The following is a 25,288-nucleotide window of genomic DNA, read 5'->3' as shown; positions in this document are numbered from 1 at the left end:
CATCTCCCTAGTAAAAGATTATGGTCTGATATTCGGTGAAGTGGTCCCCCGATTGTACCCTGCATTGACAAGTCGATCTGATATATCCAATGGTGTTTGAGTAAGATAAACATACACATTATCCCTACCATATTTTATAACAAGATCAGTAATATCAATAGCGAAATAATATGTTGTCTTATTCGTTTGATTTACATTATTATACATCTTCTTCGATAACTCCTGATAACTCATAGTATTTGGAGCTATGTCAGTGAGATATACTCCGTCTCCATAACGTGCATCCGTTGGTCTCAAAGCCTTAAGAGAAGGATTTATTTGTCGACTGCTTAATATTCCATCATACCCTTGCTTATCGGTATAGTGGTAAAGTAATATTCTTTCTTTGTTTTTATCATCATTATTATTGGGTTTGGTAACAGGTGGAGCCATAGGTTTCGTTTGCTGGGAGTTGTTGTCATTTTTCCCGCCTTGAATAACTTTCAATTTAGGTTTAGAAACGTCCGTTCTAGGAACCTCAACAGGAGCAGCACTTGAATTATGCCAAATCATTACACTTGCAGCACCAATAACAAATAAGGCACCCTCTACCAATGCAGCTGCGGCTGCTCCTTCTAGTATGCAAGCATCCCAGAAACAATGACCTGAAGGGTCTACGTACTTGATTGGGTTGTTCCCAACATACGTATACAAGTTCTGCGTCAGCGGATTGTTTATCTGCCCCTCATACGTATCCTCATTTAAAAAACGCCCCATACTCGGATCATAATACCGTGCCCGTAAATAGTATAGTCCCGTTTCTGCATCGTACACTTCGCCTGCGTATTTGAAGGAGTTGGAGATTCCTTCTGTCTGACTAGTGATGTTGCCCCATTCATCATAGCTATACTCATTTACTGTTTTTCCGCTAGTATCCACAATCTGTACCACATCACCATGACCATTGTATAGGTAATAGTAATCTTTACTTGCCGTTTTGTCCTTTTTCACCAGTACCCGGTCCCCGCGTACAAACGTGGATTGTTGGACTATGCTGTTGCCACTCAGTTTTTCTTCAGTCAAAACCTGAGCGTTATTATCATAGTTTACTTGGGTGTGGCTGCTGCCGGTACTCTTTAGATAGCGCAGGCCGTCGGCATAATACTGGAAGCTCGTCGTGCTTCCATTCTTGGTTACAGAGGTCAGCGTGTTCCACAAATCGTAGCTATAACTTGTATCCTGAAACTCTGCTGGGCTACTCACACTTTGTTCCATGGTCAAGCGATTGCCACGTACATCATAGGTATATGCGTCTCTGCTTCCTCCCGGACGCACCGTTGAAATTAAGCGATTCAAAGCATCGTACCCATAGGTTGTCGTTTGTGTATTTTGTGTCACACCGTTGTTTTTCGTTTCCGTAATCGAAGTGATATTTCCATTATTGTCATATCCATACACATATTTAGAGAGCACACTGCCTCCCTTTTGGTTCGTTACGCTCTCTACCCAGTTCAGGGCTTTGTTATAGGTGTATACAGTCATTAGTATGCTTCCGTCTGTCAGCGTCGGATAGCTAATCGACTTCACCAGGTCATCCCCGGTGTAACTATATTGTACATTGGCCGTCGCTGCACTGTTCACCGTAGCGCTGCCATTCGTCTGTACTTTGTCCAGTCTCAACTTATTGAATTGATAATTCACGTAAAAGTTTAAGTAATAATCATTCAATTGCGTAATTCGGCCTAGTGCATCCCGCTGATTAAAGATGTACGCGGAATGTGCAACCGCTCCAGCGGAATACGCAACCGTGTTCGTGCTTCGCACTTGATTCAAACTGTTCACTGTATTTCGCTGCATCGCCTGAATCGTTCCGTTAAGATAGTTCTTCGTGGTCTGATAAGAAGGCGAACCGTCGTTATAGATCAGTTCGGTTTTCTGTGTCTGCGATACGTTATTGATCATCCCGCTGACTGTGCTTGACTTGAGCGCGCCAATTTCGTCATAGCTGTATCCAAACAGACTGCCGTTACGATCGGTTTTGCTAGTTAATTGCCCTAATGCATTATAGGATAAGCTTTCACTTTGAGAAGCCCCGTCTAGCTTGCTCGTCAATAACCCAACTTCGTTATAGTACTTGGTATTCAGTATTTGCTCTGTTCCACCTTTAGCTTGCACCGTAACTTTCGCAAGCTGACCAATTCCATCGTACGTATAGCGTGTGCGCTGGTTTAACGCATCGTAGACGGAGGTTAGACGATTTAGAGCATCATAGCTATACGATGTTGTGATCCCAGCATCGTTCAGATGATTCGCAGGGTCCGTATAACCGATCACGTTACCACTGATGTCGTACCGATAACTTTCTGTGAGGGGCTGCGATTGACTCGGCCAGTCTTTATAGGTTTTCATGGTAACTGGCTGGCCCCATGGATCATAGATAGTTTCCAGATAATTCAATCGTTCTTGAGTGTCAGCAGCAATCATGTAACTTTCTGTCTTGCGCTGCTTAAGGTTATGATCCGTTACATATATATTGTTATTGGCATCTGTGGCACGATTCTGCCTTCCCCATGCATCGTAACTAGCCGTAATCTCATTGCCTAACGCATCCTTTTGATAGATCGCTTGTCCTTGATCATCGTAGTGGTACTGGGTGAAGACCCATTGACTCACGTTATCGTCATAATGTTCTTCTAACAACGCTAGGCCCATTCCATTATATAACGTATTCGCATACGTTCTCATACTACTGTTAGTGGATAATTGAGTGACGGTTTTAATCGTATCGACCTTCAGAACATAGGTCCCTGCATTCACCGAATCAAAGTTACTGGAGGTTTGATGATAATAATTGTAATCGATAACCTCTCTGAAGGTTTCTCCATTGCTATTGGTTCGAATCGGATGTGTTTCTTTTTTTAGACGACCTGCTGCATCATATTCATAGACCGTAGTCTGATCGTTGCCGTCACTTTGACTTTTCAGCAAACCCGTTCCCATCTCGTAACTCATCTTCGTCTTCACGATTTTCTGGTCAGACTTCCCGATGTTGAACCACTGTTGTTGTTCTGTCGGGTAGGCGTAACGGCTCTCAGGTCCGTATATGGTTACACTTTTAGCTACCAATTGACCCTTGGCTGTCTTTTCAGCCGTCATTTGAGAGATTCCACCCAAGGTATCTCGGTTACCATAACTATATGTGGTTTGTTCCCCCGACGCATTCGTTACTGTCGATAGCCTTCCCTTGTCAGTGTAGGTGTATCGTTCAATTAATGGGGCCGGATCAGATTCATTCTGGTACCAAGATTTTGTTTCTAGGAATCGATATTTAGGTTCGTATTGATAGGTTGTTGTATAGTGCTGTTTGATTCCCGGATTGTTGAATTGTTCACCACTTAGTGGCTCCGTTTGACTTTGAAGTAAGCCCCAATCATTCCATACAGTTTCGGTATACAGATGATTAGCAGTGGCTTCACTATCTTGGGCCGCATATTCTGAGATTGTCGTTCGTATGGGTGACTGAGTAAATACCCCATGAAATGCTGTATTTTCCGTCACCTTCCGTTCTCCGCCAGCCTCCCGGGTCTCTGTACGTAAAACCCTACCATCTTTATCAAAGGTATTTGTCGTTTGAAGGTTGTTACTAGCTGTATTACTGACCACTGCTGATGCGGTACTAAATCGGAAGTCATCAGGTAAGTGACCTGGATATTGAGTAGGCGCGTTTCCGGCATAATCTCCATTATACGAATATTTTATTTGCTGGTAAGCATTTGACCCAGTATAATCACCTCTTGAAGCCACTTGAAATTCTCTGACGCTCTCATATTCACCAATATGCCGATTAACCCAAGTATACTCATATTTGGTGGTAGAGCGGGGGTGCTTCACTTCTTTTAAAAGAGAATTAAACATATATCCATAATGAGAATAAAGAGCCACCTCATTCTGATAGTTAAAATAGGTTTTTTCTCCATTTTGTTTGGTAATCTGTGAGAGCACAGGAATACGTATTTGAAGAGGGGCTACATAATCGCCATTAGGAATACTAGCTATAACACTTTCCTTCGTCAAAACTACCTTTTGAACTTCATTTTCTCCGTCAAACACACGGATAACCACATCTCCGTCATAAAGGTTGTCTTCATAACTAAATTGAATCACACGGCCCATGGTGTCCGTGATGGAGGATAACTTTCCGGCATTCTCATATTTAAACGTAATAGTATTGTTAAAGCGATCAACAATACCAATTAAATCGCCATTAGCTGAAAAATATTCACGCTTAAAGTCAGAATATTCAATGTAAGATGAGGATTGGATTTGACCATTGCTAAACTGACCTTGGTTCCATGTTTCACTGACAAACCTTTTATCCTTTCCTTTATAATTGATCAATCCCGTATAATTGGATAAACCATCTATGCTTCCAACTTTATATGTGTTCCCTTTTCCATCATGATAGAACATACCTTGATCGCTGACATATTGCATAGATGGAAATTGAAATGACCATCCAATACTCATAGGAGGAGTACTATAACTATAACTCCGATCCCACATCTGCCAGTAAGAGTTCCAGAAAACATAAGAAATAAAGGGGACGCCCTGATTAGAGTCATACATAAGACCAACATCAAGATCCAAACCATCTACACCCGGCAAATGTATCAAATTTTCTTTCCGCGTCAAACTTCCCGACACCGGATCAACCACTTCACTACTATTGTTACTGTCATTATACTGAGGTTTTTGGATCTGGTTGATTTGGGAATGAACGATTAAATCATTAAACACACTAGAAGATGCTGCATCGAAAGCGTTGATCGTATTAGCTGCAAGCGCTGAGTACTCCCCTGACTCATAGACACTGGAAGTCACAGACTGCCTCTCACTAAATATAGCCGGGTTGTCGGCATATACATCGTCTTTCACAGAAGGTCGATCAATTATTTCTACATCCTTCTCAAGTTCCTGTTCAATTTCTTCCCAAGATAATTCCTTTTCCTGTTTCCATTTCCAAAACTCCAACGGTGTCAGATGTGATTGACCTATCGTGAGGTAATTAATCCAATAAACATCGACCTTGGATGCTCCAGCCTCAGCTAGTTGTTTAATTTCAGATTCAGATAAATCCGATAATTTATTGCCTTCAGAACGTGATAAGGTCTGTTTTGAAAGGGATTTACCTGCCCGTACTGCGTCTAGTTGCCCTTGTTTTTGTAAGGTTTTGGTTTTCAACTTAAGAATGATCAATGTACCCTGATCGATCTGATCATAGACGTCTGTAGACACGGATACGACTTCATCGGTAGACAGATCATTTTCGTTTAAAGCCGCTTTACTCGCGGAGTTCTCTGGACGAGTCGTAGGTGTAGGCTGTGGTCCCGAGTCCGTTGAGAAATCTACTAAATCTGGTGGTGTAGGTGAGGGAGCAGGTAAATCTTGTGCTTTGTTTATGTACGTTTGATCAGAAGTACTTTTAACGGTTGTACTCGCTTTCGCAGTTCCTTCCAAAATGTTTGGAAGGATCAGAAATAAACACATGATGACCATTACTATTTTTCTCACTAGCTTTATTTTTCTCAACTTAGTTTCCCCCAGGAATTTATTTGGTTACCTCACAATTGAGCTATATTTCTAGCTTTCTATGAAAATATTCCCCACTATTTATCTATAATCTATTAGAATAATAGTTCATTCCCTATTTGAATCGTTTCTTCTTCAATATACCTTCCTATCCTGGGATGCATTAACATGAATTTTGCATCTCCTCTTTTAATTTCACTCACTTCTTTACTTCTACTAAAATTTCACCAATCATCATTTTGTTCATAGAAGCATCAAAGGAATAAATATGGGTAACATACATTCCTGTTTCGTTGATATGTTTAAAGAAAGGAATTCGAATTCGCCAACTTGTAGAACTTAAACGTTCCCCCTTAATCCATGGATCCTCTAAATCGTCTTGACCATTACTTACCGTCCAAGTTGGAAATCGAACATCTGTAACACTAGAGGGAACTCCTTCTATCGTAATATCGTAAAAACTGCTGCTCATGTATGCAACACTCGGAGCTGTGATTCTTGTATTATTCGTCACATCAAATAACCAAGCTCCACTATATTTCCCATCCGCATAAACATGAGTATTATATCGTCCAGTTTCTGAATGATGGTTTGAGTAAACTACGGTTCCCTTCCACACCCCATTTGCAATCTTAACGCCCTCTATCCACTCTAAATCATCCTGATCCTTATTCGCTGTCCACGTTGGAAATTGGACTTTTTGCGTTTTCGGATCTACACCATAGATAAATACATCGTAGGACACTCCAGATATGTCCGTTTCCTTTGAACCACCTGTCCCCCCCTTAACATTAACTGACGTGCCATCTAGCATTTCCATGTTTCCATATTTATCATAAGCGTAAATATGCGTAATATAACTACCTGTCTCATAATTATGATTACTAAAGGGAATACGAATCTTCCATGTCGTCTCATTTACTTTTTCGCCGATAATCCATGGATCCACTAGGTCATCTTGCCAATTGTAATCTGTCCACGTAGGAAATCGAATTTCTCTAACATTGCTCGCGATTCCTTCCACAAAAATCTCATAATAACCATCCGCCAATGATACTTCATGAGGTGAGATCACTCTTATGTTATTTTGTACCGTGGCAGTTAATCCACTGACTGCTTTGCCATCTGCGTAGATATGTGTATTGTACTGGCCTGTTTCTTTTCCGTGCCTAGCTAGGACAACTGTTCCTTTCCATAATCCATTAGTAAGCTTCTCACCCGCTATCCATTCCAAGTCATCTTGTCCACCTTGTTCAGTCCATGTCGGAAAAGTCACCTGTTGGATACTATCAGAAACCCCCTTTAAATAGATGTCATAGGAAAGTGCTGAGCTACTAAATACATGCGATGTTGACGAATAGCCTTTACTCTTCTTTATCAGATTTCCATTCCTATCATATGTATATTGAATGATCGAGTTATCGGGATGAATTTCATTTTCTAGCCTGCCTTGATTATAGACATATAAGGTTTGTGGTTTTGGATTGCTACTTATATCCACCATAATATAGTTGGCATAAGGTATGTCCTGGGCAGAAGCAGTCAGAATACAATCTCCATATCCTAAAAAGACTACTAACGCTCCCAACAATAGCATTGTTGTTTTTAATATCTTCATCTGCATAGTACTCCTTTACACTTTTATAGGTTCTTCCGTAGTAAGTTACCGTTTGCATCATAGTAGTAATGAACAACAGTCCCATCTGAATATCGAATGTATTCTATTCGTCCTCCCGCATTGTAGTTGTATTCTACAGGAGTATAGGTTTTGTATGGTAAGAACAAATTGGACTTAGGCACGATCTGCTTTATCTGGCTAGCACTAGACCAGGATAAAATAGATGTTGCCCCTCCACTATTCTCAAAATACTCAATACGAATGTCATAGTTTTGATCCGCTATCAATGAGATAGGAAGGCTGGTCAGTTCACTTGCCTGCGTGACCCATTGGTCTATGATCAATTGGCCGTTCACCCAAAGTCTGACCCCATCGTCCGAATTGAAATAGAAGGTATATGTTTCGTTATACAGCGGGCGAATCGTTCCCGTCCATCTTGCTGAGAATGTATCCCCCTCTATGCTAGCATCTGGGGAGCCACCCAAAATGAATAGCAGGGTCCGTTCGAGTGAGTGTAAGGTCTGTCAAATCCATATTGTCGTAGTACTCACCTAACAAGCCGACACCGGGTAATTTAGCAGGGGGATACAACTGACTCTGCGGTATGAATTGTTTGGTCTGACTAGGACTTGTCCATAATAATCCAACGGCTGAGCCGCCTAGATTTTCAAAATATTCAATTTGAATATCGTATTGTTGACCTGCAATTAATGCTATAGGGCTGCTTTCAAATTGACCCGACTGATTTTCCCACCGATTAAGAAGAAGTTTACCATCTATCCAAAGACGTACTCCATCATCCGCATTTAAATAAAAGGTATACATTTCACTGTATTTGGGCTTAAGTGTTCCTGTCCATCGGATTGAAAATGTATCTGTTCCAAGGGAGTCATCTGGAGACCCGGCACCCCAATTATAATTAAGATCCGCATCGGTTCGTGTTAGCTTTAGTCCTGTCCAATCCATATTGTCATAATATTCACCCTTCAGACCTGTGCCCGAAATTTCAGCAGGTGGATACAACTGGGTTTGCGGTACAATTTGCTTGGTTTGACTGGGGCTCGACCACTGAAGGATAGCCGTTGCTCCTCCGTCATTTTCAAAATATTCGATACGGATATCATAATTCTGTCCTGCCATCAATGTAATCGGTAGACTCTTCAGCTCCCTGGCTTGTGTCACCCATGTGTCGATTAATAATTGACCATCTATCCAAAGCCGAATACCATCATCTGCAATCATATAATATGTATAGGTTTCACTATATTTAGGTTTGATCGTTCCTGTCCATTTCACGGAAAATGTATCCGCGCCAAGAGAAGGGGCTGGAGAGCTCAATCCCCAATTAAAGTTAAGATTAATATCCGTACGTGTTAGCTTAAGTCCGCTCAGATTTATATTGTCATAGTATTCCCCCTTCAGTCCCATACCTGAGACTTCTACTGGAGGATTTAACTGACTTTGTGGCACGATCTGTTTGCTTTGACTTGGGCTTGCCCATTGTAGAATAGCTGTTGCCCCTCCGCCATTTTCAAAATACTCGATACGTATGTCATAATTTTTTTCCGCAGTTAAGGTTATGGGTAAACTCGTCAGCTCGCTAGCTTGTGTCACCCATTTATCGATGAGCAATTGGCCATTGACCCATAAACGAACCCCATCATCTGCGACCATATAGAAGGTATAGGTCTGGCTGTATTTTGGTTTAACGGTACCCGTCCATCGAACAGAGAAGGAATCCTCCCCGATGGAAGAACTCGGTGATCCTAGCCCCCAGCTAAAATCTAGATTAGAATCCGTTCGTGTGAAGGTTAGTCCTGTCAGATCCATATTATTGTAATATTCACCTTTAAGACCGTTGCTGGCTGCGGCTCCTGCAAGATTTGGTGAAATTACTGGCTGCATTAAATCATTAGTTCCGAGAATCTCACAAAATATGAAAATTAGTACAGCCGTAAAGCATGATAAAGAAGCCTTTTTTAGAAAGCTCAATTTTTCTTTTCTCCTTTCTATTGTTGTTTGTTCTCACTGATTCACTTTACTTTTCTATATAAGCTCTTAATTGAATCCTAATTCCAGTGAGATAATCTATAAAATCATCATTAAAGTGAAGCTATGTATATACAATAATAAACACTGATCTCAATCATACGACAACACAAAAAATTGTTAAAGAGTGGTAATTTGTCGAAAAAACAGATGGGAAGTCTAATAGTAAAACTTCAAATGCTAAGGTATGTATTATTTGTACTTAATGAAAGAATTGCGGTGTGAGAGTGATCTGGGGAGTATGTAAAAATGGTATTTCAAATAATGAGATCGTGTTTAATATCGATTGTTATAGAACAAAACCCACACGAGTCCCAAGACATTGTGTGGGTTTTATAGAATAATGATTTTGCGTCTACTTACAATACTACCCTCTTTAACAGCGCACCATTATTATTATAATTATGCATAATGATGTGACCGTCAGGTAAAAGTATATAGCTCAGTCTTCCATTTGAATCGTAAAAATATCGAGTTTGATTCGGTATATCCGATTTCCATTTTTCTAGAACTGTCACTGGGTTAATGGCCACATGATCTATATCTAGATAGGCTTTTTCTTCCCCCCCCACTGCAAACCTTATTCTTATATATTTTGTTTGCCATTTAGGAGTGATCAAAATCGAATGATAGTGCCATTTCCACCCCCCATCATTTAAGCTTCTGCTACTTTCAGTAATAGTGTTATCATTATCATCCACTTCAATTATAGTTATTTCTGCGTGTCCCGTAGATAATGTATATTTCATAAAGGTACTAATATCATATGAACTACCATAACTAACAGGGATTCGATCCGAAAGAGCATAGATGTAAGAATTAGAATCTCCGAGCCCGTTATATAACCGAAGTTGGGAATTCCCATCAATAGGTTCAAAACCTTGTTTCGAAGCAATCGCTTCTTTACTTATTCCATTTCGCCAAGTGGTTTCCCAAAAATCAGGAAGACCATTTTTATTAAAATCATTTTCATAATCCCCATTTATATCGATAGGATTCAAAAAAACATTGTCAATGTCCAAGTAAGCGCCTTCTTCGCCCCCCACTTCTAAACGAATCCGAATGTATTTCGTCTCATTTCTAGGGAAAATCGATACATCATGGTTGTGCCATTTCCAGCTACCATTTGAAAAAGCACGCTGGGTTTCATTGATATTTTTTCCACTGTTATCAATTTCAATAATGGTTATTCTTGCATCACCAGTTGGAAGAGTGTATCTCATCGAAGTGTTTATTTTATAGGCTACACCTTTCACAATTTTGATAGGATCTGACAAAGCGTATACATAGGATTGAGAATCCCCTATGCCACTGTATAGTCTAAAATGGTTTGAGCCTTCCACTGGATCGAAGCTCTGAATTGATGCAAAAGATCCTGCACTGGTTCCATTTCTCCATACAGTTTCCCAAAAGTCAGGAAGACTATTACCATTTTGATCTCTCTCAAATCCTCCGTTAATATTAATTTCGCTCTCATATGAATATGCAAGAGTAGAAAAACCAAGTGAAACTCCTAGTATCGAAAGTATCAATAAGAACTTTTTCATTATGTCCCCTTCTAATTCCCATCTAAATATGTAATAATCGGATTCCAGCTTGTGCGGTCATACGTGTCAGTACCATTTTTATTCATGACAAAGTAGATTGAATCTCCTGCATATCTCTTTCCCCTACAACCAGAATTTTTTGACTAATACCTGTGAATTCTCCTAATCCTAATCCTGAGTCCCATATTCTTTGTGCCACTAGCTGCATCATTTACTAGTTCGAATCCAGTATCCTTACTAGATATCGATTCCCATACATCTGCTTTAGTCATATTCTTGCTATCTACTTTTTCAAAACTAGGGTTAAAGATCAAATTCTCTATAGGTTTTTTTCTAAGCAGATTACCATTATCATCATAAACAAAATCATATCCTTCTCCCAAAGGGCTTGTTGCACTTAAGACACGGCCGGAAGAATCATAGTAATATGAATACGAAGTTCCAAATATATTTACACAATAGAGTAAATTAATAAGTAATACTAAAATTATCGAAAAATAAATTTTAAAATGACTTTTGAAACAACTAATATGTCCCTCCCCCTGAATACTAATTGATTACCCCGCAAAAAAAACAACAATATTACTACTATATTACAATTGTTCATTTTTGGAAATAATATTATATATAAGGATAAACATTCATTTTGAAAAGAATTTTTCCATTTAAATATCTTTAAATATACTTTTACAGAGATTTCTAAAAAAGCTATAATTCTTTCAGATTTTATAAGGAGGTAATGTGATAATGAGAATATTACAAAGGTTATGACGATTTAGAATCTCCTTGAGTGGCAGGTCAAGAAGTCTCAGATGGAGTCTGGAAAGCTGTTGTTCCTTTTAACAAACATAACAATGAAACTGGCTCTACTATAATGATGTTTGGGTTAATGGTGTTTACTTTGGAGGGGTTATAACGGTTGTAAAAAATATACTGTCACAGAGTCAAATGGTGAGGATGATCTAAAACAAAGTGGGGGACAAAAAATATAAGCTGGAACATGGAAAATAACTTTTCCCAATTAGTGAGCACAACCATGAAATCGGCACTTATACAACTCACATCTATTCGACAGATTTATTCGGAAATAGTACTGAGATTGTTGTAAATACTCAAGTTATTAATTAAGATTGACATTGTGGACTTATTGAGATTAAACAAGCAGGAAGACCTCAATACTGAGTCTTGCTGCTTGTTGTAATATAAATCAAATTGTACCGTACCGTTTCTATAGAAATTTACAGAGAGTTTTTTGACATTGACTCTAATAATAATATTATGGAACATTTAAAAATTGTATATTATCCACATAGGCTGTTCCCGTTGCATCCGAATCGCAAACAATTCGCAAGACAATACTTACTGTCTGAGCCTTTGTTACAAATTCAACACTATTGTATCCCCATTGTTTCTTTGAGGCACTATATACCGTACCACCATCATAAACAAGGCTTCCTTTCGCATCGTACTCCAGCCAATCTATGTACACTCCACCAGTGAGCAATGCATCGTAAATCCAGCCAGCAAGTTTATACTTAGTATTCGAATTAACTACAATATGCCCATATTCTGCAGTCACAGTCACTGCATCCTTGGAGTGAAATTGCATACTAGAAAGACCTTCTCTTGCAAATCCTCTCCCCAGAGAGAGAAGTGGGCTAGGTGCATACCACAGAGAATCATCTGCTTCAAAAGAAGTATCCAGTAACGGCAGATTATTGTCTTTTCTGAATTCAATTGCATCAGCATAAATACTTCCCGTTGCCCCTTCATCCACAACTACACGAATTATAACTTTACTAGTAGTTGGTCTTGTGGTGAATTCTACCGAACCGTATTGCCATGTTTTATTTTTTCCTGTCGTATATATTGTTCCTCCATCATATACTAATTTTCCTGCTTTATCGTACTCCATCCAATCAATATATGTATTCCCAGTTACTAGCGAATTGTACAACCACCCGCTTAAAACATAGGTTGTATTAGGATCTACTATAAATTCTCCACATTCAGCAGTTGCCGTGACTGGGTTATTAGAATTAAATCGCAAGCTTTGTTTACCGTCTTTAAATCCATCTGTTGAAAAAGTAAAGAAACTGCTCGGAAGATTGGAATACCACGAATTCTCTCCGAACTCAAAGGAAACTCTAGAAAAAGGAAGTTTATTTCCTTTTTCAAATCTTATATCATCAAAGTAAGCCTCACCTGCCGCTCCGGCATCAAGGACTACTCTGAGAATAATTTTAGAAGTTTGAGGTTTAGTTATAAACTCTACTCTGTCATATTGCCATTTATTTTTATCTATTGCACTTAAAGTACCACCATCGTAGATCAGCTGATTTGAAGCATTATACTCCATCCAATCGATGCTCGCGTTTCCACTTAATAATTTGTTATTAATCCACCCGCTTAAGGTATATAGCGTACTAGGAGTCACTTCAAGTATTATAGACTCTGCTGTTACAACAGTAGATTGGGTGGAGTGAAAGTAAAGACTTTGCGTCCCTTCTTTGGGGTTATTGGTGGAAAGAGAGAACATTGAATTTGGTAATTTAAAATTCATTGCTTCTGTCCGTGCTTCAAAAGAAGATTCCAGAATTAAATAATCTTCTGATTTATTTGATTTCCCCAATAAACTTCCATTGTTGTCATATATGAAATTTCTTTGATATTGAATATTATTTTTGATATAAGTCTCTGATTGTAATCTTGAACTCATGTCATAATTATAAATAGAGGCAGAAGTTGTTTCTGGATGAGCAATAAAAACAATTATAAATGCTAGAATCAAGATCCTTAAAGTTATATGTTTCGACATTTGAAATCCCCTATTCTCAATTATATAAATTCTTAATTAAATCAATGATGGAATTCTATGAAATCTTCATAGAGAAATGCTATGTTTGACGCTTGAGCAGATTTTCTGCTGGATGTAAAGCTTGCCCGGAGACCTTTCATTTTTGTCATCACGCAGCATAATCAACTGATGCAACGCTCGAACATATTAAATATGGACTACTGCTCAATCCTTCTCAGCTTTCATAAAAGTAACCTTATCTACTACAAATGCGGCTCCAGATGAAGAATCTATGTGAAAATGAACTCTCGCTGTCACCGCCCCAACTGGCGGCTTTAATGTTCCTCTCACAGTTGTCCATATATTTAAGGCTTTTACATCTGCCATGGTCACTCCGCTGATCAACCTTCCAGATACATCGTAATAATTCACGATGAACTTTACTGTTCCGCTTGGCAAGTTGATTATATTAATCAGACCGCTCAGAGTATATGATGATTCAGGAATTATAGCTACTTCTTGATATATTCCACCTACGCCGGTCATTACTATTTTTTGGGCTTGAGTCCCAGAAGCTACAGTTGAGGTTGTCAATTGATAATCACCATAGGCTCCATATTTTCCCCAGCCATCTGCAACACCTCCGATTTGAGAAGCCTCGAAATCCCCGTTTGCCAGCATACCTTCATCTGTACTTATCTTGAAATTAAGCATATCTACTACAAATGTACCTCCAGATGAGGATGCTATGTGAACATGAACTCTCGCTAGCACGGCTCCTATTGGACTTTTAATAGTGCCTCCCATGGTTGTCCATACGTTTAAGGTACTTATTTCTGCCAATGTCACTCCACTAATTGCTTTTCCCGAACGATCAAAATAATCAACGATTAGCTTTACCGGCCCATTTTGCAGACTACTTATATTTATTCGACCATTCAAGTCATACAGAGTATTCCCACTTACTGCTATATCTTGATATAAGCCCCCAGATCCAGTCATCGTAAGTCTTTGGGATTGTTTACCCGAGGTTACAGTCGAACTTATAAGCTGGTATACTCCTGAAGCTCCGTATTTCCCCCATCCATCTGCAACACCACCGATTTGGGACGCTTCAAAATCCCCATTTGCCAACATGTTACCATCGATACTTTTTTTCATGGTTACCATATCTACAAATACTGTGCCTCCAGAAGAAGAAGTCACTTGAATATGAATTCGTGCTATTCGAGCTCCTACTGGTGTCTCTATTGTTCCACCAGTGGTAATCCATGTGTTGAGCACACTTACTTCCGCTACCTCCCTCCCACCGAGCGCTTTTCCCGATATATCAAAATAATTGACGATCAGTTGAACCTTTCCATTCGACATGCTGCTTATATTTATTCGACCATTCAAGTCATACAGAGTATTCCCACTTACTGCTATATCCTGATACAAACCTCCTACGTTAGTCATCGTAAGCTTTTGAGACTGGACTCCAGAAGTCACATTTGAGGATATGAGTTGATATTCACCAAAAGCCCCGTATTTCCCCCAGCCATCCCCCACGCCATTCATTTGAGATGACTCAAAATCTCCGTTTGCTAGCAAATTACCGTACGTACTCTTCTGCATTGAAACCATATCTATCAACAATGTACCTCCAGATGAAGAGGCCAAGTGAAAATGTATCCTTGCCATAATCGTTCCCTTTGGCGTTCTTATTGCTCCTCCAATGGTTGTCCATAAGTTCTGTACACCTATTTCTGCAAGAGTCTCTCCACTGATTAAATTACCCGAAGCATTATAATAATCAACCCTCAGCATCACCGTTCCATTCAGCATATTACTTAGGTTTATTCGGCCATTTAATTCATACGCTGTATCCTCACCTACCTGTATATCCTGATACAATCCTCCTACACCGTTGGTTATTATCTTTTGAGACTGTTTACCACTAGCCACTGCAATCACTTCTACTTCACTTTTTGGTTTTTGAAAACCCGGTCCAGAATAAGTGTTCCAGTAATTCGCAGTACCACTGCTCGTATCAGATATTTCAAAACTCCCATTTCTTATTAAATTACCATTCGAATTTTTTCTCATTAAATTCCCATTGAGATCATAATAAAAATCAACAGCATTATTAAATGATTTTACTGACTCCAATCGACCATTTTTGTCATAAAAATATTCATTCGCGTAGGTTTTTTGTGGCCAAACACTGATAAAAACAAGGAACAATATAAATAGTTTAATATTTTTCAAATTTCTCAGCTCCAAAATAAAATTATGAATTGTTATCAAAAAAAGTTTATTCTAAAATCCCCAAAAAAGTGGTCTCTTTCATTGTAAATGCTGTGGGACAAAACCTTTTTCAGTTAATCTAACTTTATAGGAACTAATAGCATTATAAATCTAATGACACAGCTTCATGAGCACCCGTTTCTCAATTCGCGACACATAACTGCGGTTGAATTCCAGCTTCTCAAAATCTCGCGCTGCGTCCTCTTCCCCTATATCCAGATCTAATCGGAAACTACAATTCTTTCTCCAGATTTTTTAGATGGTCGATATTCAGAGTTCTGAAAAAAGTCGACCTTAAGTTCGAAGAGAGCAGGATGTAGGACTTATAGTTTTACTGACTTATATACATAACCCGTAGTTTTATTACTTCCATTTTATAAACAAATAAGATTCTAAAATATTATATTTAGAATAATAATTAGTTATACAAGACCTTTAAACGAACTGAGTGTAAATATAATTTCCAACAATTCTTTTATGTAAATTTCAGCTCCATTATCGTATCAATTATAAGTAAGACGAAATATTTATCTTCATAATATAGAAGAAAAAAATTCCCTTCTTTTTGGATTACACCATTGATTTAATATACAATAAATTCAAAAATTTGATAATAGATATACTAGTTATATTTTATTAGATTACTTCCTTCAACATTACAAAATAAAGCTCAACAAGGCCAGCCATGTTTCTTTCACTAATTATGTTGGACTTAAGTTCCATTATTAATACGAGCATCTTTAACATGACACGCTCTACAGTGGTTATTCTATCGCTTATTTCTTATTGCAATCATTTCAATTCCTCTTAGTTCCAGAAATACTCCTATTCGTATCCATCGAATATCTGATTTTCGGTTTGACCGTGCGAGTTACACTCCGTTTCTTTTCTCAAATCTACTCTAGTCAGTGGTATCACTAAACAAGTAGATCATTACGTTACCGTTCGCCTTGCCTAACATTGTATGGTCAGGGATTAGTTGATTTTAACGGACAGATTGGCCAATGATTCTGTAATTTGATTATTACATCAGAAATGTAAAACATCGTAGATTATTCTTCTTAACACCGCTTAATCTTTAATTCTCTATTTATTCAAATGAATTTTAATAGCTAATTCAGAACAAAAATTCGTTGAACTATATCTTTAGCTATAAAAATTGTCTCTTAAAATAATTTAATTGTCTCTGATATAGATCTTGGTGCTATTCATTATTCTCTTATACATGTAACAATTAAATATGGAGATCTTAAAAAAGTTTATTTTCTGAATATACTTTTTTATAATCATTTAGTACTACTTGATTGAACAAAAAAGCAACTTCCCTGTTGGCAAGTTGCTTTTAAAATACTCTATTATAAATCTCAACTTATTATCTAAATTATCGTATAAGTCTCACCGCTTAGCCTTATAAAACTCATGATACAGCTTCATCAGCGTTACTTCGTTGAGCATTTTGCAATTTTTCCATCATTTTTTTAATTTTGGCTTTTGATTGCTCAACTTCCTTAATATGATTCCATGATTTCCCGGTCCGTAACGGAAGCCTAGTTTAGTGTTTTTTTGGTAATTAATTCCTTATAATAAAAGCAAGCATAGTACGCTTCGCAGAAGAGTTCAAGCTTTCTCTTCCTCCGTTTTTAATTAGTTTTGAGTTCCCATTCAGGCTATCCAAAGTAGCCCACGGAGAGCTTAATTCCATGCAGAAACTCTATTTTAAGCTCTAAATTATGGATACCTTAACAGATCGGACCCAAGTGCGCCTGAGGGCCTGGAGGACTCTTTTTGCAAGTTTCGTTAAACTGTTAGGCTTCATGTTCACGCGATAATTTGATGTGTTTCTAACCGGATATAATCCAAATAGTCTACGGGAAACTGTCTAGATTCTACCAGCCTCAGCTCAACTCCCATCTTCCGTAAGGACTCCATAAGCTCGTCATAGTTACCCTTAATTATTTCAGGTAGATTTAGGTTCTTGCTTTGGAGAAACAGCCGCTTGCCATAGGAGCGCTCATCCGTTTTAAATTCCTGAAGGTTCTGAAGGAGATACTTCTTAAGCTTATTTCTCCGATCTCCTGCAGATAATTCTTAAACCTGCTTAAAGTCAACATTACCGTGACCCCAGATAACCCTAAACGTACCATCGGTCAGTCCTCCCTCAGAATTCGGGGGAGATTCGCCAGCATGTGGATGTGGATCGTTCCTCAGCCTTGAAATGAGCGTACTGCAAGATATTTAAAGTCCCCATACCGCTCCCGCATCCGCTTCACCCAGTTCTCAAAATCCTTACTGGCTTCGGCCAGCGAAACGTTCTCCTTTCCATACGTTAGAGTGATGTACTTATGTCCCTTGGCAAAGTTCAGATCCATCAGGTTTTCGAATCGTTCTCGTTCTGCCAATGACAGCCTTCTTGGCTGTGGGATGCTGTTATATCGTGAGCAGTTGCCCAGATCCAGTAACTCAGGTTTCAAGATCATGTTAGAATTAATTCCTTCTACTTTTACTTGGCGCTTAGTCATCGTTCGGTAGGGCTTCATGCGGCCAGAGTATATGGGTTTCCCATACATCTTAACCTTCAAGTAGTTCCCAATTCATGTTGCCTGACAGTTATAAGCATTCATACTCTTCTTCCTCCTTAGGGTAAGGCCCCTTTTGGGGTAGCCTTTGCCATAAATAAAGCAGGGGGAAAAGAGTGTACTCCCTGTGTATGCCATGGGTTGAAGATTGATTTTTGACAGATTAGTTACGGTTCATTACGGAGATGCTTGGGGGGAGCACGATTGTGGGTACTTAAATCTAGAGTGACTTCTTAGTGCGTAGCATTCGTTCTATCGCTAGGGACTGATTATTTTTTTCTATACGGCTAATCTATACCGTTAATCAAAGTCCTTCATGCAGGTGTTTTTTCGGAGATCTGTTTATTTCAACTCATCTGGAGTGTTCAAAAGTGAATGAGTCAGTGAGGTGGAGTAGTCCATAAGCCGAGGGAAATCAGTATATATTTATTAAAATAAAATGTTACGTTTCGAACAGGGGGCGTACGTTTAAATTGAACTTTGGTCAATTTAATTGCTTGAATTGATTTAGAATTTCCATGCACTTGCAGAATATTTTATAAGAAAGATGTGGGTTGTAGTCTTGAGAAACTTCCCGCAGGTTTATTCGGCACTAGTTTAATTAGAGAATGACCTTGAGGAAGAACATCCTCAAGGTCAAGATAACTCATACTTTCCAATCGTTTAATAGAGTATTATTCACCAGCCCTTCACAAATCACAGAACTAAATTCTAAAAATTTTATATATATTTCTTCAAATACTTTAGAAACTGCAGTCTTTTCCAAAAATACAGAACTTGGGTAAGGCACCCATTTAGTACGACTAACGCAAGTAACCTTAACAAGATTCATATCCTCTTCGAATATTAACTGTCTTTCGATTCCCTGTTCGTAGAAATCTAATTCAAAAGAGAATATGCCTGCTCTTGTTTTCGTTAATATATCAGGAACTTGTTCTATAACAGTAGATAGATCTGTTCTGCAATCAACAGGCCAGTTATCTTGCCCAAAACCACCAACAACGAATGATACAGATCGTGAAATTTCAAACGCTTCACATATACACATTAGAATTCCCACTGAATCATCGAGTTCTAAATCAGGTATTAAGTATTCTGTTTCAGGTATACTTTCCAACGGCTTATATAATGTTAACTCCATCTTAAAAATATTGTATCAGCCCTTTCATAGTGGATTTCGTATTATGGAATCGGTTAAGCAGTTTTTATACCAGTTGCAGATGGAACTAATATAGCCTTCGTTGCAGGTATTATAACACCCTCAGGAGTAATTACTTGTCCCATACCTGCAGGCAAATCAAATGTTGTAGCTTCTGTGATTGAACCTTTAGAAGTAATAAAGTCTGCTGCTTTTTGATTATCCAGCCATTGCCCTTGATTATTTTTTGTACTTCTGGTCCTATCTACTAAACTTCGTGTATTTTTAGCACCAGCTCCATGAGTTAAAAATGCATGTCCAAATTGCTTTGAGCTTTTCCAATTAGAACTTCCCCCGGATACCGCCCCTGCTCCCATAGCTCCAATCGTTAAGGCAATCGTAGTAGTCTTATCATCTTTCCCATAACTGAAATAGTTATCTAATTGAGAAATAGCCCATATAGCCGTATCATTATTTCCTAAACCCTTAGCCATCGCTAAGTTATACAGATATTCAAATTGATTTCGAGTCATTCCTCCCGAATCATCACCATAAAATCCGTATTTGTATTCTTTCATTAATGATTTTAAAATCTTAGCTTGAGTAGCTGCATCCACTGAACGAGCTGAGATAACTTTCATAGTAGCATCAGTAGTTGATACATTGTACAGCGGATCTCCACCTGAGCCTCCGTTTGCAGCAGCCATATGCCCTGTAGGATCACTATAAATCAACGGATTATTATGCACATACGTATACAAATTCAAACTCAGCGGATTATCAATCTGCCCTTCATACGTATCCTAGTTTATAAAGCGGCGCTTTGAATAAAGAAGGTGGCAACTGAGAATGCAATCCCAGCTACCACCCATTCTATCATCCCGCCTGCTGTGCAGGTGTATTCGGCATCACGTAGGCTGACTTTTTCTTCATCATGACGTAGATGATATTTACCAACTTCCTCATTAAGCACACAATTGCTTGCTGTTTCGTCTTCCCCTCTGCTATCTTTCGCTCATAATAAGCATGAAAATAGGCATTCTTTGGTTCTCTCTTGGTACGGGTGACACCAATCTGACGAATTGCAAGACTCTTGATAATATCATGCAATTCCCGATTGCCTTGCTTACTCTTGAAATTTCGTGACTTATTTCCTGAACCAACCGTTACAGGTGCTATTCCAGCAAATCGGGCAAGCTTATCAGAGGAAGAGAATCGGTGAATATCGCCAATCTCTGCCACAAGCTGCGCTGCTGTCACCACATTGATCCCTGTCATGGATTCAAGCTGAAAGCCAAGCTGCTGCATTAAATGCTCAATCTTAACCTCGAGACTGACCAATTGTTCTTGAAAAAATCGAGCGGATTCCACTTGACTCACCACTACTGAATCTCTTGAATCCTGAAAATCCCGATACGTTTCTCCATCTGCGTCGATCAGAGTAAGAATTTGATTTGCCTTCTTATGAGACAATCCATTGTTGCTGTACTTTCGCAAGAAGGCAGCAAGGGCTTCCTCTGACATGTCTTTCAAGGTATACTGTGAAGGGTAGGTCTCCCAGAAGGCAAGCGCTGTTTTCCCCTCTACTTCAGAGAAGAACTTTTTGTAACTGGGATAGGAATAGCTAATCTGCTGGTGCATCTTTTTTACCGTTTCCGTTAAACTGTTAGCCAACCATTTCCGCTGCGTCACAAGCTGGCTAATCGCCCAGAACAGGTCAACGGGCTGAGCATCCGGCAGGCGCTCCAACTCGTCTCTGAGCACCTTGGCGACGCATTCCGCATCCCAGCTATCCGACTTCTGAACGGTCACATGGCTCTTTCTTCTGGCGTTAGCGAGCTTTGCATTCACTTCCTTCACCCAGCAACGATTGTCCTTAAGATAGACAGCGAGTCCTCTGCCGTAGCCACCGACATCTTCCAGTCCATAGACTACTGACAAGCCCTTCTTGATGTACTTCTTCAATTCTTTAAGCAGCAAGGGAAAGGCAGACGGCTTGTTATCGAATTTTAGTTCCCCTAGCTTCTTGCTCCAACAGTCAATAATGACGGCTGTATGATGCTGTTTATGCAGGTCAACTCCTACATCGATTAGATTCTGCTGTTCAATCATACTTTTTGCTCCCCCTGTATTTGAATTGTTACTAATGGATTCGATTCGTTACATTCAAGAATCTTTGCTGTCCTTATCGCTTGATCTGTATGTATCCAGCCCATTAGTAACCACTCAAACGAGTGGCGAAAACATCATGGATAAACAAGTTTGCATCCTCAGTTCGAGCGGTCGGTGCCGCAAAGATACGTTAGCAATCTCTTGTTTTCGATAATGCTTATAAAGCTGTAAGTTTTAACATCCCAGCAACATGTGACTTCTCCAGACGTACATAAAGTAGGTCTAGCCGCAGTTCTTCTGTGTACTCGTGAATCTTATCTATAATTTTCTCCGCTGTCGGCAAGTGAATCTCCGCAGCTTGTTCATGTGTAATTTGAAAAATGGCATTTTCATAAGCGGCAGTGGTTCGGAGACTTGTTAGAAGCTGATCTTCTTGCTCAACCAGCGATTCATACTTATCTTGTAATATCGTCACAAGCACATTCCTCCAGACCGTAGGATCGCTTGATGTTTACCGTCTGCTTCGATCTGCCCATAACGATAAGTACCTTGGTAAAAGTCCCTACGGTCTAAAATCCGCTTCACTTGTACTTTTGTGAATAACTTTCCTTGTTGCGTGGTAAAACCTTCTTGATTTAACTGTGATGCTAGTTCAGATAACGTCCATGCAGGGTTCTGTTCCCTTATGTCAAAGAGCCGACGAACGATTCTTGCCTGTGTTTCATTAACTACAATGGACTTCTGTCCTTTTTTGGCATTGTAACCAAATGCCGCCCGACCTCCGGCATAACCACCTTGCTCCGCTTTCTGATTACGCCCTCTGCCAAGCTTCAAAGCAATTTCCAACCTCTGATACTGGTCAAGCAATTCCATAAGTCCATTAATCAAGAAATCACTTGGGTCTTTCTTATGAATGCTGTAGGTCGGTTGTTCAATGCTTTTTACATCTATACCGTACCTCTTGAACTCTCGATGAACCAACACCTTCACGATGTCAGACCGCCATAAACGGCTTGTATTGAGCACAACAACTGCGTCATAGGTTCGGGTGGATAGGGCTGACAGCAGGTTCTGAAAGCCAATTCTGTCCACTTCAAGAGCATCCTCGTCTACCTTCGCCCCACTGATGCCTTCATCCGTAAAGATGTGTTTCAAGTCCCAGCCTTGCTCTTGACAATACGAGCAGATTTCAGCTTGTTGGTAGGCTAGACTGTAACCCTCCTTGGCTTGTCCACTTGTCGAAACTCTTACATAACCGATGACATTCATACCGTTTCCTCCCCGTCCGTTACGATAATTCAGATTATTGTAACGCTTAGTAGATACAATTATATTATATATCGCTTAGTAGATACATTCAATCACTTTATTTACGAATTAAACTCCCGTATAATGATTGAAAGTACCTTTGTTCGGAAAGGAAATGTGTCATGCCAGTCATTGTAAAGCTTAAAGACATTCTTGCTGAACGCAATATGTCTCAAAGAGAGTTATCCAGGCTAACTGGACTTAGACCGAACACTATCAGCCATTTATGCTCTAGCGGAGTGGACAGGGTACATCTAAGTACCTTCGATATCATTTGCAAAGCTCTTGATATTCAGCTCCATGATTTAATTGTGATTGAAGAAGAATCTGCTGCTAGGCTACATGACTGATAACACCACCCAAAACTGCACAAGGAATTGTTATCGCATCCTTCCACTGTTTGCACGCCTCTTGGTCGAAGTCTAATGTTGGACACGCTTGTAACTTCTTAACAAAAGACCTCCGATAATATCCTGTAACTTGCTTTTGCTCCAGTTCACCCGACATTAATCCTTGAATACGCTCCATCTCCTTAGGCTTGAACTGTTCAGTGGTGGTCAGTTCGGCACAAAAGTAAAGTCTATTGAACTCCGGTGGGAATTGGACCAGAACATTCAGTGGTATTTTTTCGTTAGGTGCATACACGATCTCAAACCTCGTTAGTTCTCCTTTAATTGCCTTACCAAATCGCTGTAAGAGCTGATTTTTCTTGTTATATACTCGACAATAACCAGCCACTTGTCGTTGATGTCGTTTATTGGAGTAGCGAGTTCCCATCCAGCTATGCATATTTCTCCCTGTTAGCGATAGGGTAAGCAATTTCGAAATATGGATGGGGATATCGAAGGCAACATCACAACGGACAAATAGAATTTCTTTGGCATGATCAGCGATTTGCGAGAGCAAGGAGCTGAAATGAACCAAGCTCTCTGGATGACATTCAATTCGCATGGTATTTTTCCTTGACTTCTTCACAAAGCATAGCTGATAGGAAATGTGCAAATAATGGCTATCATTCCTTATATGCAAATGATATTTAAACCCTTTCTCCCTCGCACAAATTGGACTACGAAAGCATTCTCTTATCCGTTGTTGAAATGGATTAAAGAACTCCCAAAACACATCTGTAAAATCCACGACGATACGGTCTATGGATAGTTTGACTTCTTTCATAAAAACCCCCCGACCGAAATTATTTAACGAATTTCGGACTATATTAGAGGGCAAGACGGCCAGCCTTATTGACGTCTTCTTGCCTGTATATGTGAACTGGCACGTTACCAGTTATTCTCTACCCTAATAATCTCTCTATCCCCCCAGATGGTTGCGATTTATTTTGGATTTTTCATAAATATTTATAAATTAGATTGAAATAACCCGAAAAACGATAAAGCAGTGCTGGTCCTGTTTATTCCTGAAAATCCGCACGGAAACGAAGGTAACTATTTTCTGGTTATTGTGGTGGTAACTGGGGGTTATGCACATAAGCTGATCATAGGGATTTTGTTAATGGGGATAATTTTAGAGTTTTTCATGTGCGTACACTTAAATCGGAGAAATAGTTATCGTGGGAATACGACAGTGATGTTTATTAGAATGAACCGATTCAGTCCATTCGGCACTGGGTGGGCTAACTCAAAATGTTAAAAAGAAACCACATGGAGTATGTAACTCACATGTGGTTCTAACTTTATTAATTCAATACATATTCAATTCCTTATTTTGACTAATAAAAAAAAGTCTCCATCTTGGTCTAAAATAAGCTCTCCCTTATCAGTGTAATAAGTAATATTTCCATTGCCATAATAAAAGTCCTCATATTTTTCATCTTCATATAGGCTTATTTCTTTTAGGGTTTGAGGGTTTAAATCTGTATCCATAGTGCTTTCTTTTATCCAATCAATATCAGATAAAAAGCATTCATCAGAACTTTTGCTCACTCTGTAGAAAATAGGCTTTTCTTCAGCTTCATTACCAAATTTAATAGAATCTGAAGTAAATATAATTTTCGTTCCAATTAACCTTTTAATATCTTGTTCATCATTCTTCGAACCGCCAACTCCATATGCATAAATACTGTCAATCTTCCATTCTCCTATCAACGTTTCCATTAGTTCAGAGTTTGAATCAACAGGAACTACAGAAGTATTAGTTATTTCTGTAGCTGGAACTGGAGCTGGAGTTACCGTCTGTGTAATATCCCCATTTTCTGTTCCGCATGCTGTAATCAAAAGCACATTTAAAATTAAAATAACAACCATTGTTGAATATCTCATTTTATCACCA

Annotated in this window: 18 protein-coding genes; 1 reads left to right on the top strand and 17 read right to left on the bottom strand. The window is 39.1% G+C overall.

Annotation, left to right across the window (positions count from 1 at the left end; all coding sequences use genetic code 11):
• Window positions 1-18: 18 nt before the first annotated feature.
• From PODO_RS06840 to PODO_RS06775, 15 genes are all read right to left on the bottom strand, one after another.
• Window positions 19-5,550: an RHS repeat-associated core domain-containing protein gene (locus PODO_RS06840; protein ID WP_169744745.1), complete on the bottom strand. Its 5,532-nt coding sequence runs from the start codon at window positions 5,548-5,550 to the stop codon at window positions 19-21.
• Between the two features lie 217 nt (window positions 5,551-5,767).
• Window positions 5,768-7,186: a GBS Bsp-like repeat-containing protein gene (locus PODO_RS06835; RefSeq protein ID WP_244886432.1), complete on the bottom strand. Its 1,419-nt coding sequence runs from the start codon at window positions 7,184-7,186 to the stop codon at window positions 5,768-5,770.
• Window positions 7,187-7,209: 23 nt separating this feature from the next.
• The gene (locus PODO_RS06830) at window positions 7,210-7,671 is read right to left on the bottom strand and encodes a PA14 domain-containing protein (RefSeq protein WP_169744744.1); all 462 of its coding nucleotides are present in this window, start codon (window positions 7,669-7,671) and stop codon (window positions 7,210-7,212) included.
• Window positions 7,649-9,178, bottom strand: coding sequence for a PA14 domain-containing protein (locus tag PODO_RS29900; RefSeq protein ID WP_052096854.1), 1,530 nt, complete (start codon window positions 9,176-9,178; stop codon window positions 7,649-7,651). The genes PODO_RS06830 and PODO_RS29900 overlap by 23 nt, the downstream gene beginning before the upstream one ends.
• A 416-nt stretch (window positions 9,179-9,594) precedes the next feature.
• Window positions 9,595-10,782 carry a hypothetical protein gene (locus PODO_RS06820; RefSeq protein WP_038569346.1) on the bottom strand — a complete coding sequence of 396 codons (1,188 nt, stop codon included), beginning with the start codon at window positions 10,780-10,782 and terminating at the stop codon, window positions 9,595-9,597.
• A gap of 82 nt (window positions 10,783-10,864) precedes the next feature.
• Window positions 10,865-10,993, bottom strand: coding sequence for a hypothetical protein (locus PODO_RS32130; protein ID WP_280513453.1), 129 nt, complete (start codon window positions 10,991-10,993; stop codon window positions 10,865-10,867).
• Between the two features lie 1,065 nt (window positions 10,994-12,058).
• The gene (locus PODO_RS06810) at window positions 12,059-13,600 is read right to left on the bottom strand and encodes a hypothetical protein (RefSeq protein WP_038569339.1); all 1,542 of its coding nucleotides are present in this window, start codon (window positions 13,598-13,600) and stop codon (window positions 12,059-12,061) included.
• Window positions 13,601-13,804: 204 nt separating this feature from the next.
• Window positions 13,805-15,829: a carbohydrate binding domain-containing protein gene (locus PODO_RS06805; protein WP_038569335.1), complete on the bottom strand. Its 2,025-nt coding sequence runs from the start codon at window positions 15,827-15,829 to the stop codon at window positions 13,805-13,807.
• Window positions 15,830-17,835: 2,006 nt separating this feature from the next.
• Window positions 17,836-18,012 carry a hypothetical protein gene (locus PODO_RS30960; RefSeq protein ID WP_155288101.1) on the bottom strand — a complete coding sequence of 59 codons (177 nt, stop codon included), beginning with the start codon at window positions 18,010-18,012 and terminating at the stop codon, window positions 17,836-17,838.
• A gap of 60 nt (window positions 18,013-18,072) precedes the next feature.
• Entirely contained in the window at window positions 18,073-18,405 is a 333-nt protein-coding gene (locus tag PODO_RS29895) for a hypothetical protein (RefSeq protein WP_169744743.1), read from the bottom strand.
• A gap of 685 nt (window positions 18,406-19,090) precedes the next feature.
• Complete coding sequence (locus PODO_RS06795; RefSeq protein WP_155288099.1) at window positions 19,091-19,585, bottom strand: hypothetical protein; 495 nt, start codon at window positions 19,583-19,585, stop codon at window positions 19,091-19,093.
• Between the two features lie 53 nt (window positions 19,586-19,638).
• A complete protein-coding gene (locus PODO_RS31585; RefSeq protein ID WP_038569332.1) occupies window positions 19,639-20,349 on the bottom strand; it encodes an RHS repeat-associated core domain-containing protein in 711 nt (236 codons plus the stop codon).
• A gap of 109 nt (window positions 20,350-20,458) precedes the next feature.
• Window positions 20,459-21,694 carry an IS110 family RNA-guided transposase gene (locus tag PODO_RS06785; RefSeq protein WP_038569329.1) on the bottom strand — a complete coding sequence of 412 codons (1,236 nt, stop codon included), beginning with the start codon at window positions 21,692-21,694 and terminating at the stop codon, window positions 20,459-20,461.
• Window positions 21,695-21,911: 217 nt separating this feature from the next.
• The gene (locus PODO_RS06780) at window positions 21,912-22,169 is read right to left on the bottom strand and encodes a hypothetical protein (protein WP_038569327.1); all 258 of its coding nucleotides are present in this window, start codon (window positions 22,167-22,169) and stop codon (window positions 21,912-21,914) included.
• Entirely contained in the window at window positions 22,166-22,963 is a 798-nt protein-coding gene (locus tag PODO_RS06775) for a recombinase family protein (protein ID WP_038569325.1), read from the bottom strand. Before PODO_RS06775 ends, PODO_RS06780 begins: the two co-directional genes overlap by 4 nt.
• 161 nt (window positions 22,964-23,124) lie before the next feature.
• Here PODO_RS06775 and PODO_RS06770 point away from each other — a divergent pair, with 161 nt between their 5' ends.
• Window positions 23,125-23,352: a helix-turn-helix domain-containing protein gene (locus PODO_RS06770; protein ID WP_038569323.1), complete on the top strand. Its 228-nt coding sequence runs from the start codon at window positions 23,125-23,127 to the stop codon at window positions 23,350-23,352.
• Here PODO_RS06770 and PODO_RS06765 read toward each other — a convergent pair.
• Window positions 23,336-24,175, bottom strand: a complete 840-nt coding sequence (locus PODO_RS06765; RefSeq protein ID WP_038569322.1) for a hypothetical protein — start codon at window positions 24,173-24,175, stop codon at window positions 23,336-23,338. The genes PODO_RS06770 and PODO_RS06765 overlap by 17 nt on opposite strands.
• A gap of 536 nt (window positions 24,176-24,711) precedes the next feature.
• Complete coding sequence (locus PODO_RS06760) at window positions 24,712-25,278, bottom strand: hypothetical protein (protein ID WP_155288098.1); 567 nt, start codon at window positions 25,276-25,278, stop codon at window positions 24,712-24,714.
• Window positions 25,279-25,288: the final 10 nt, after the last annotated feature.

Origin of the sequence: Paenibacillus odorifer (assembly GCF_000758725.1) — a bacterium.
Taxonomy (GTDB): Bacteria; Bacillota; Bacilli; order Paenibacillales; family Paenibacillaceae; genus Paenibacillus_AQ; species Paenibacillus_AQ odorifer.
The sequence above is the reverse complement of the archived record's forward strand: the minus strand, read 5'-3'. Positions and strand labels throughout refer to the sequence as shown.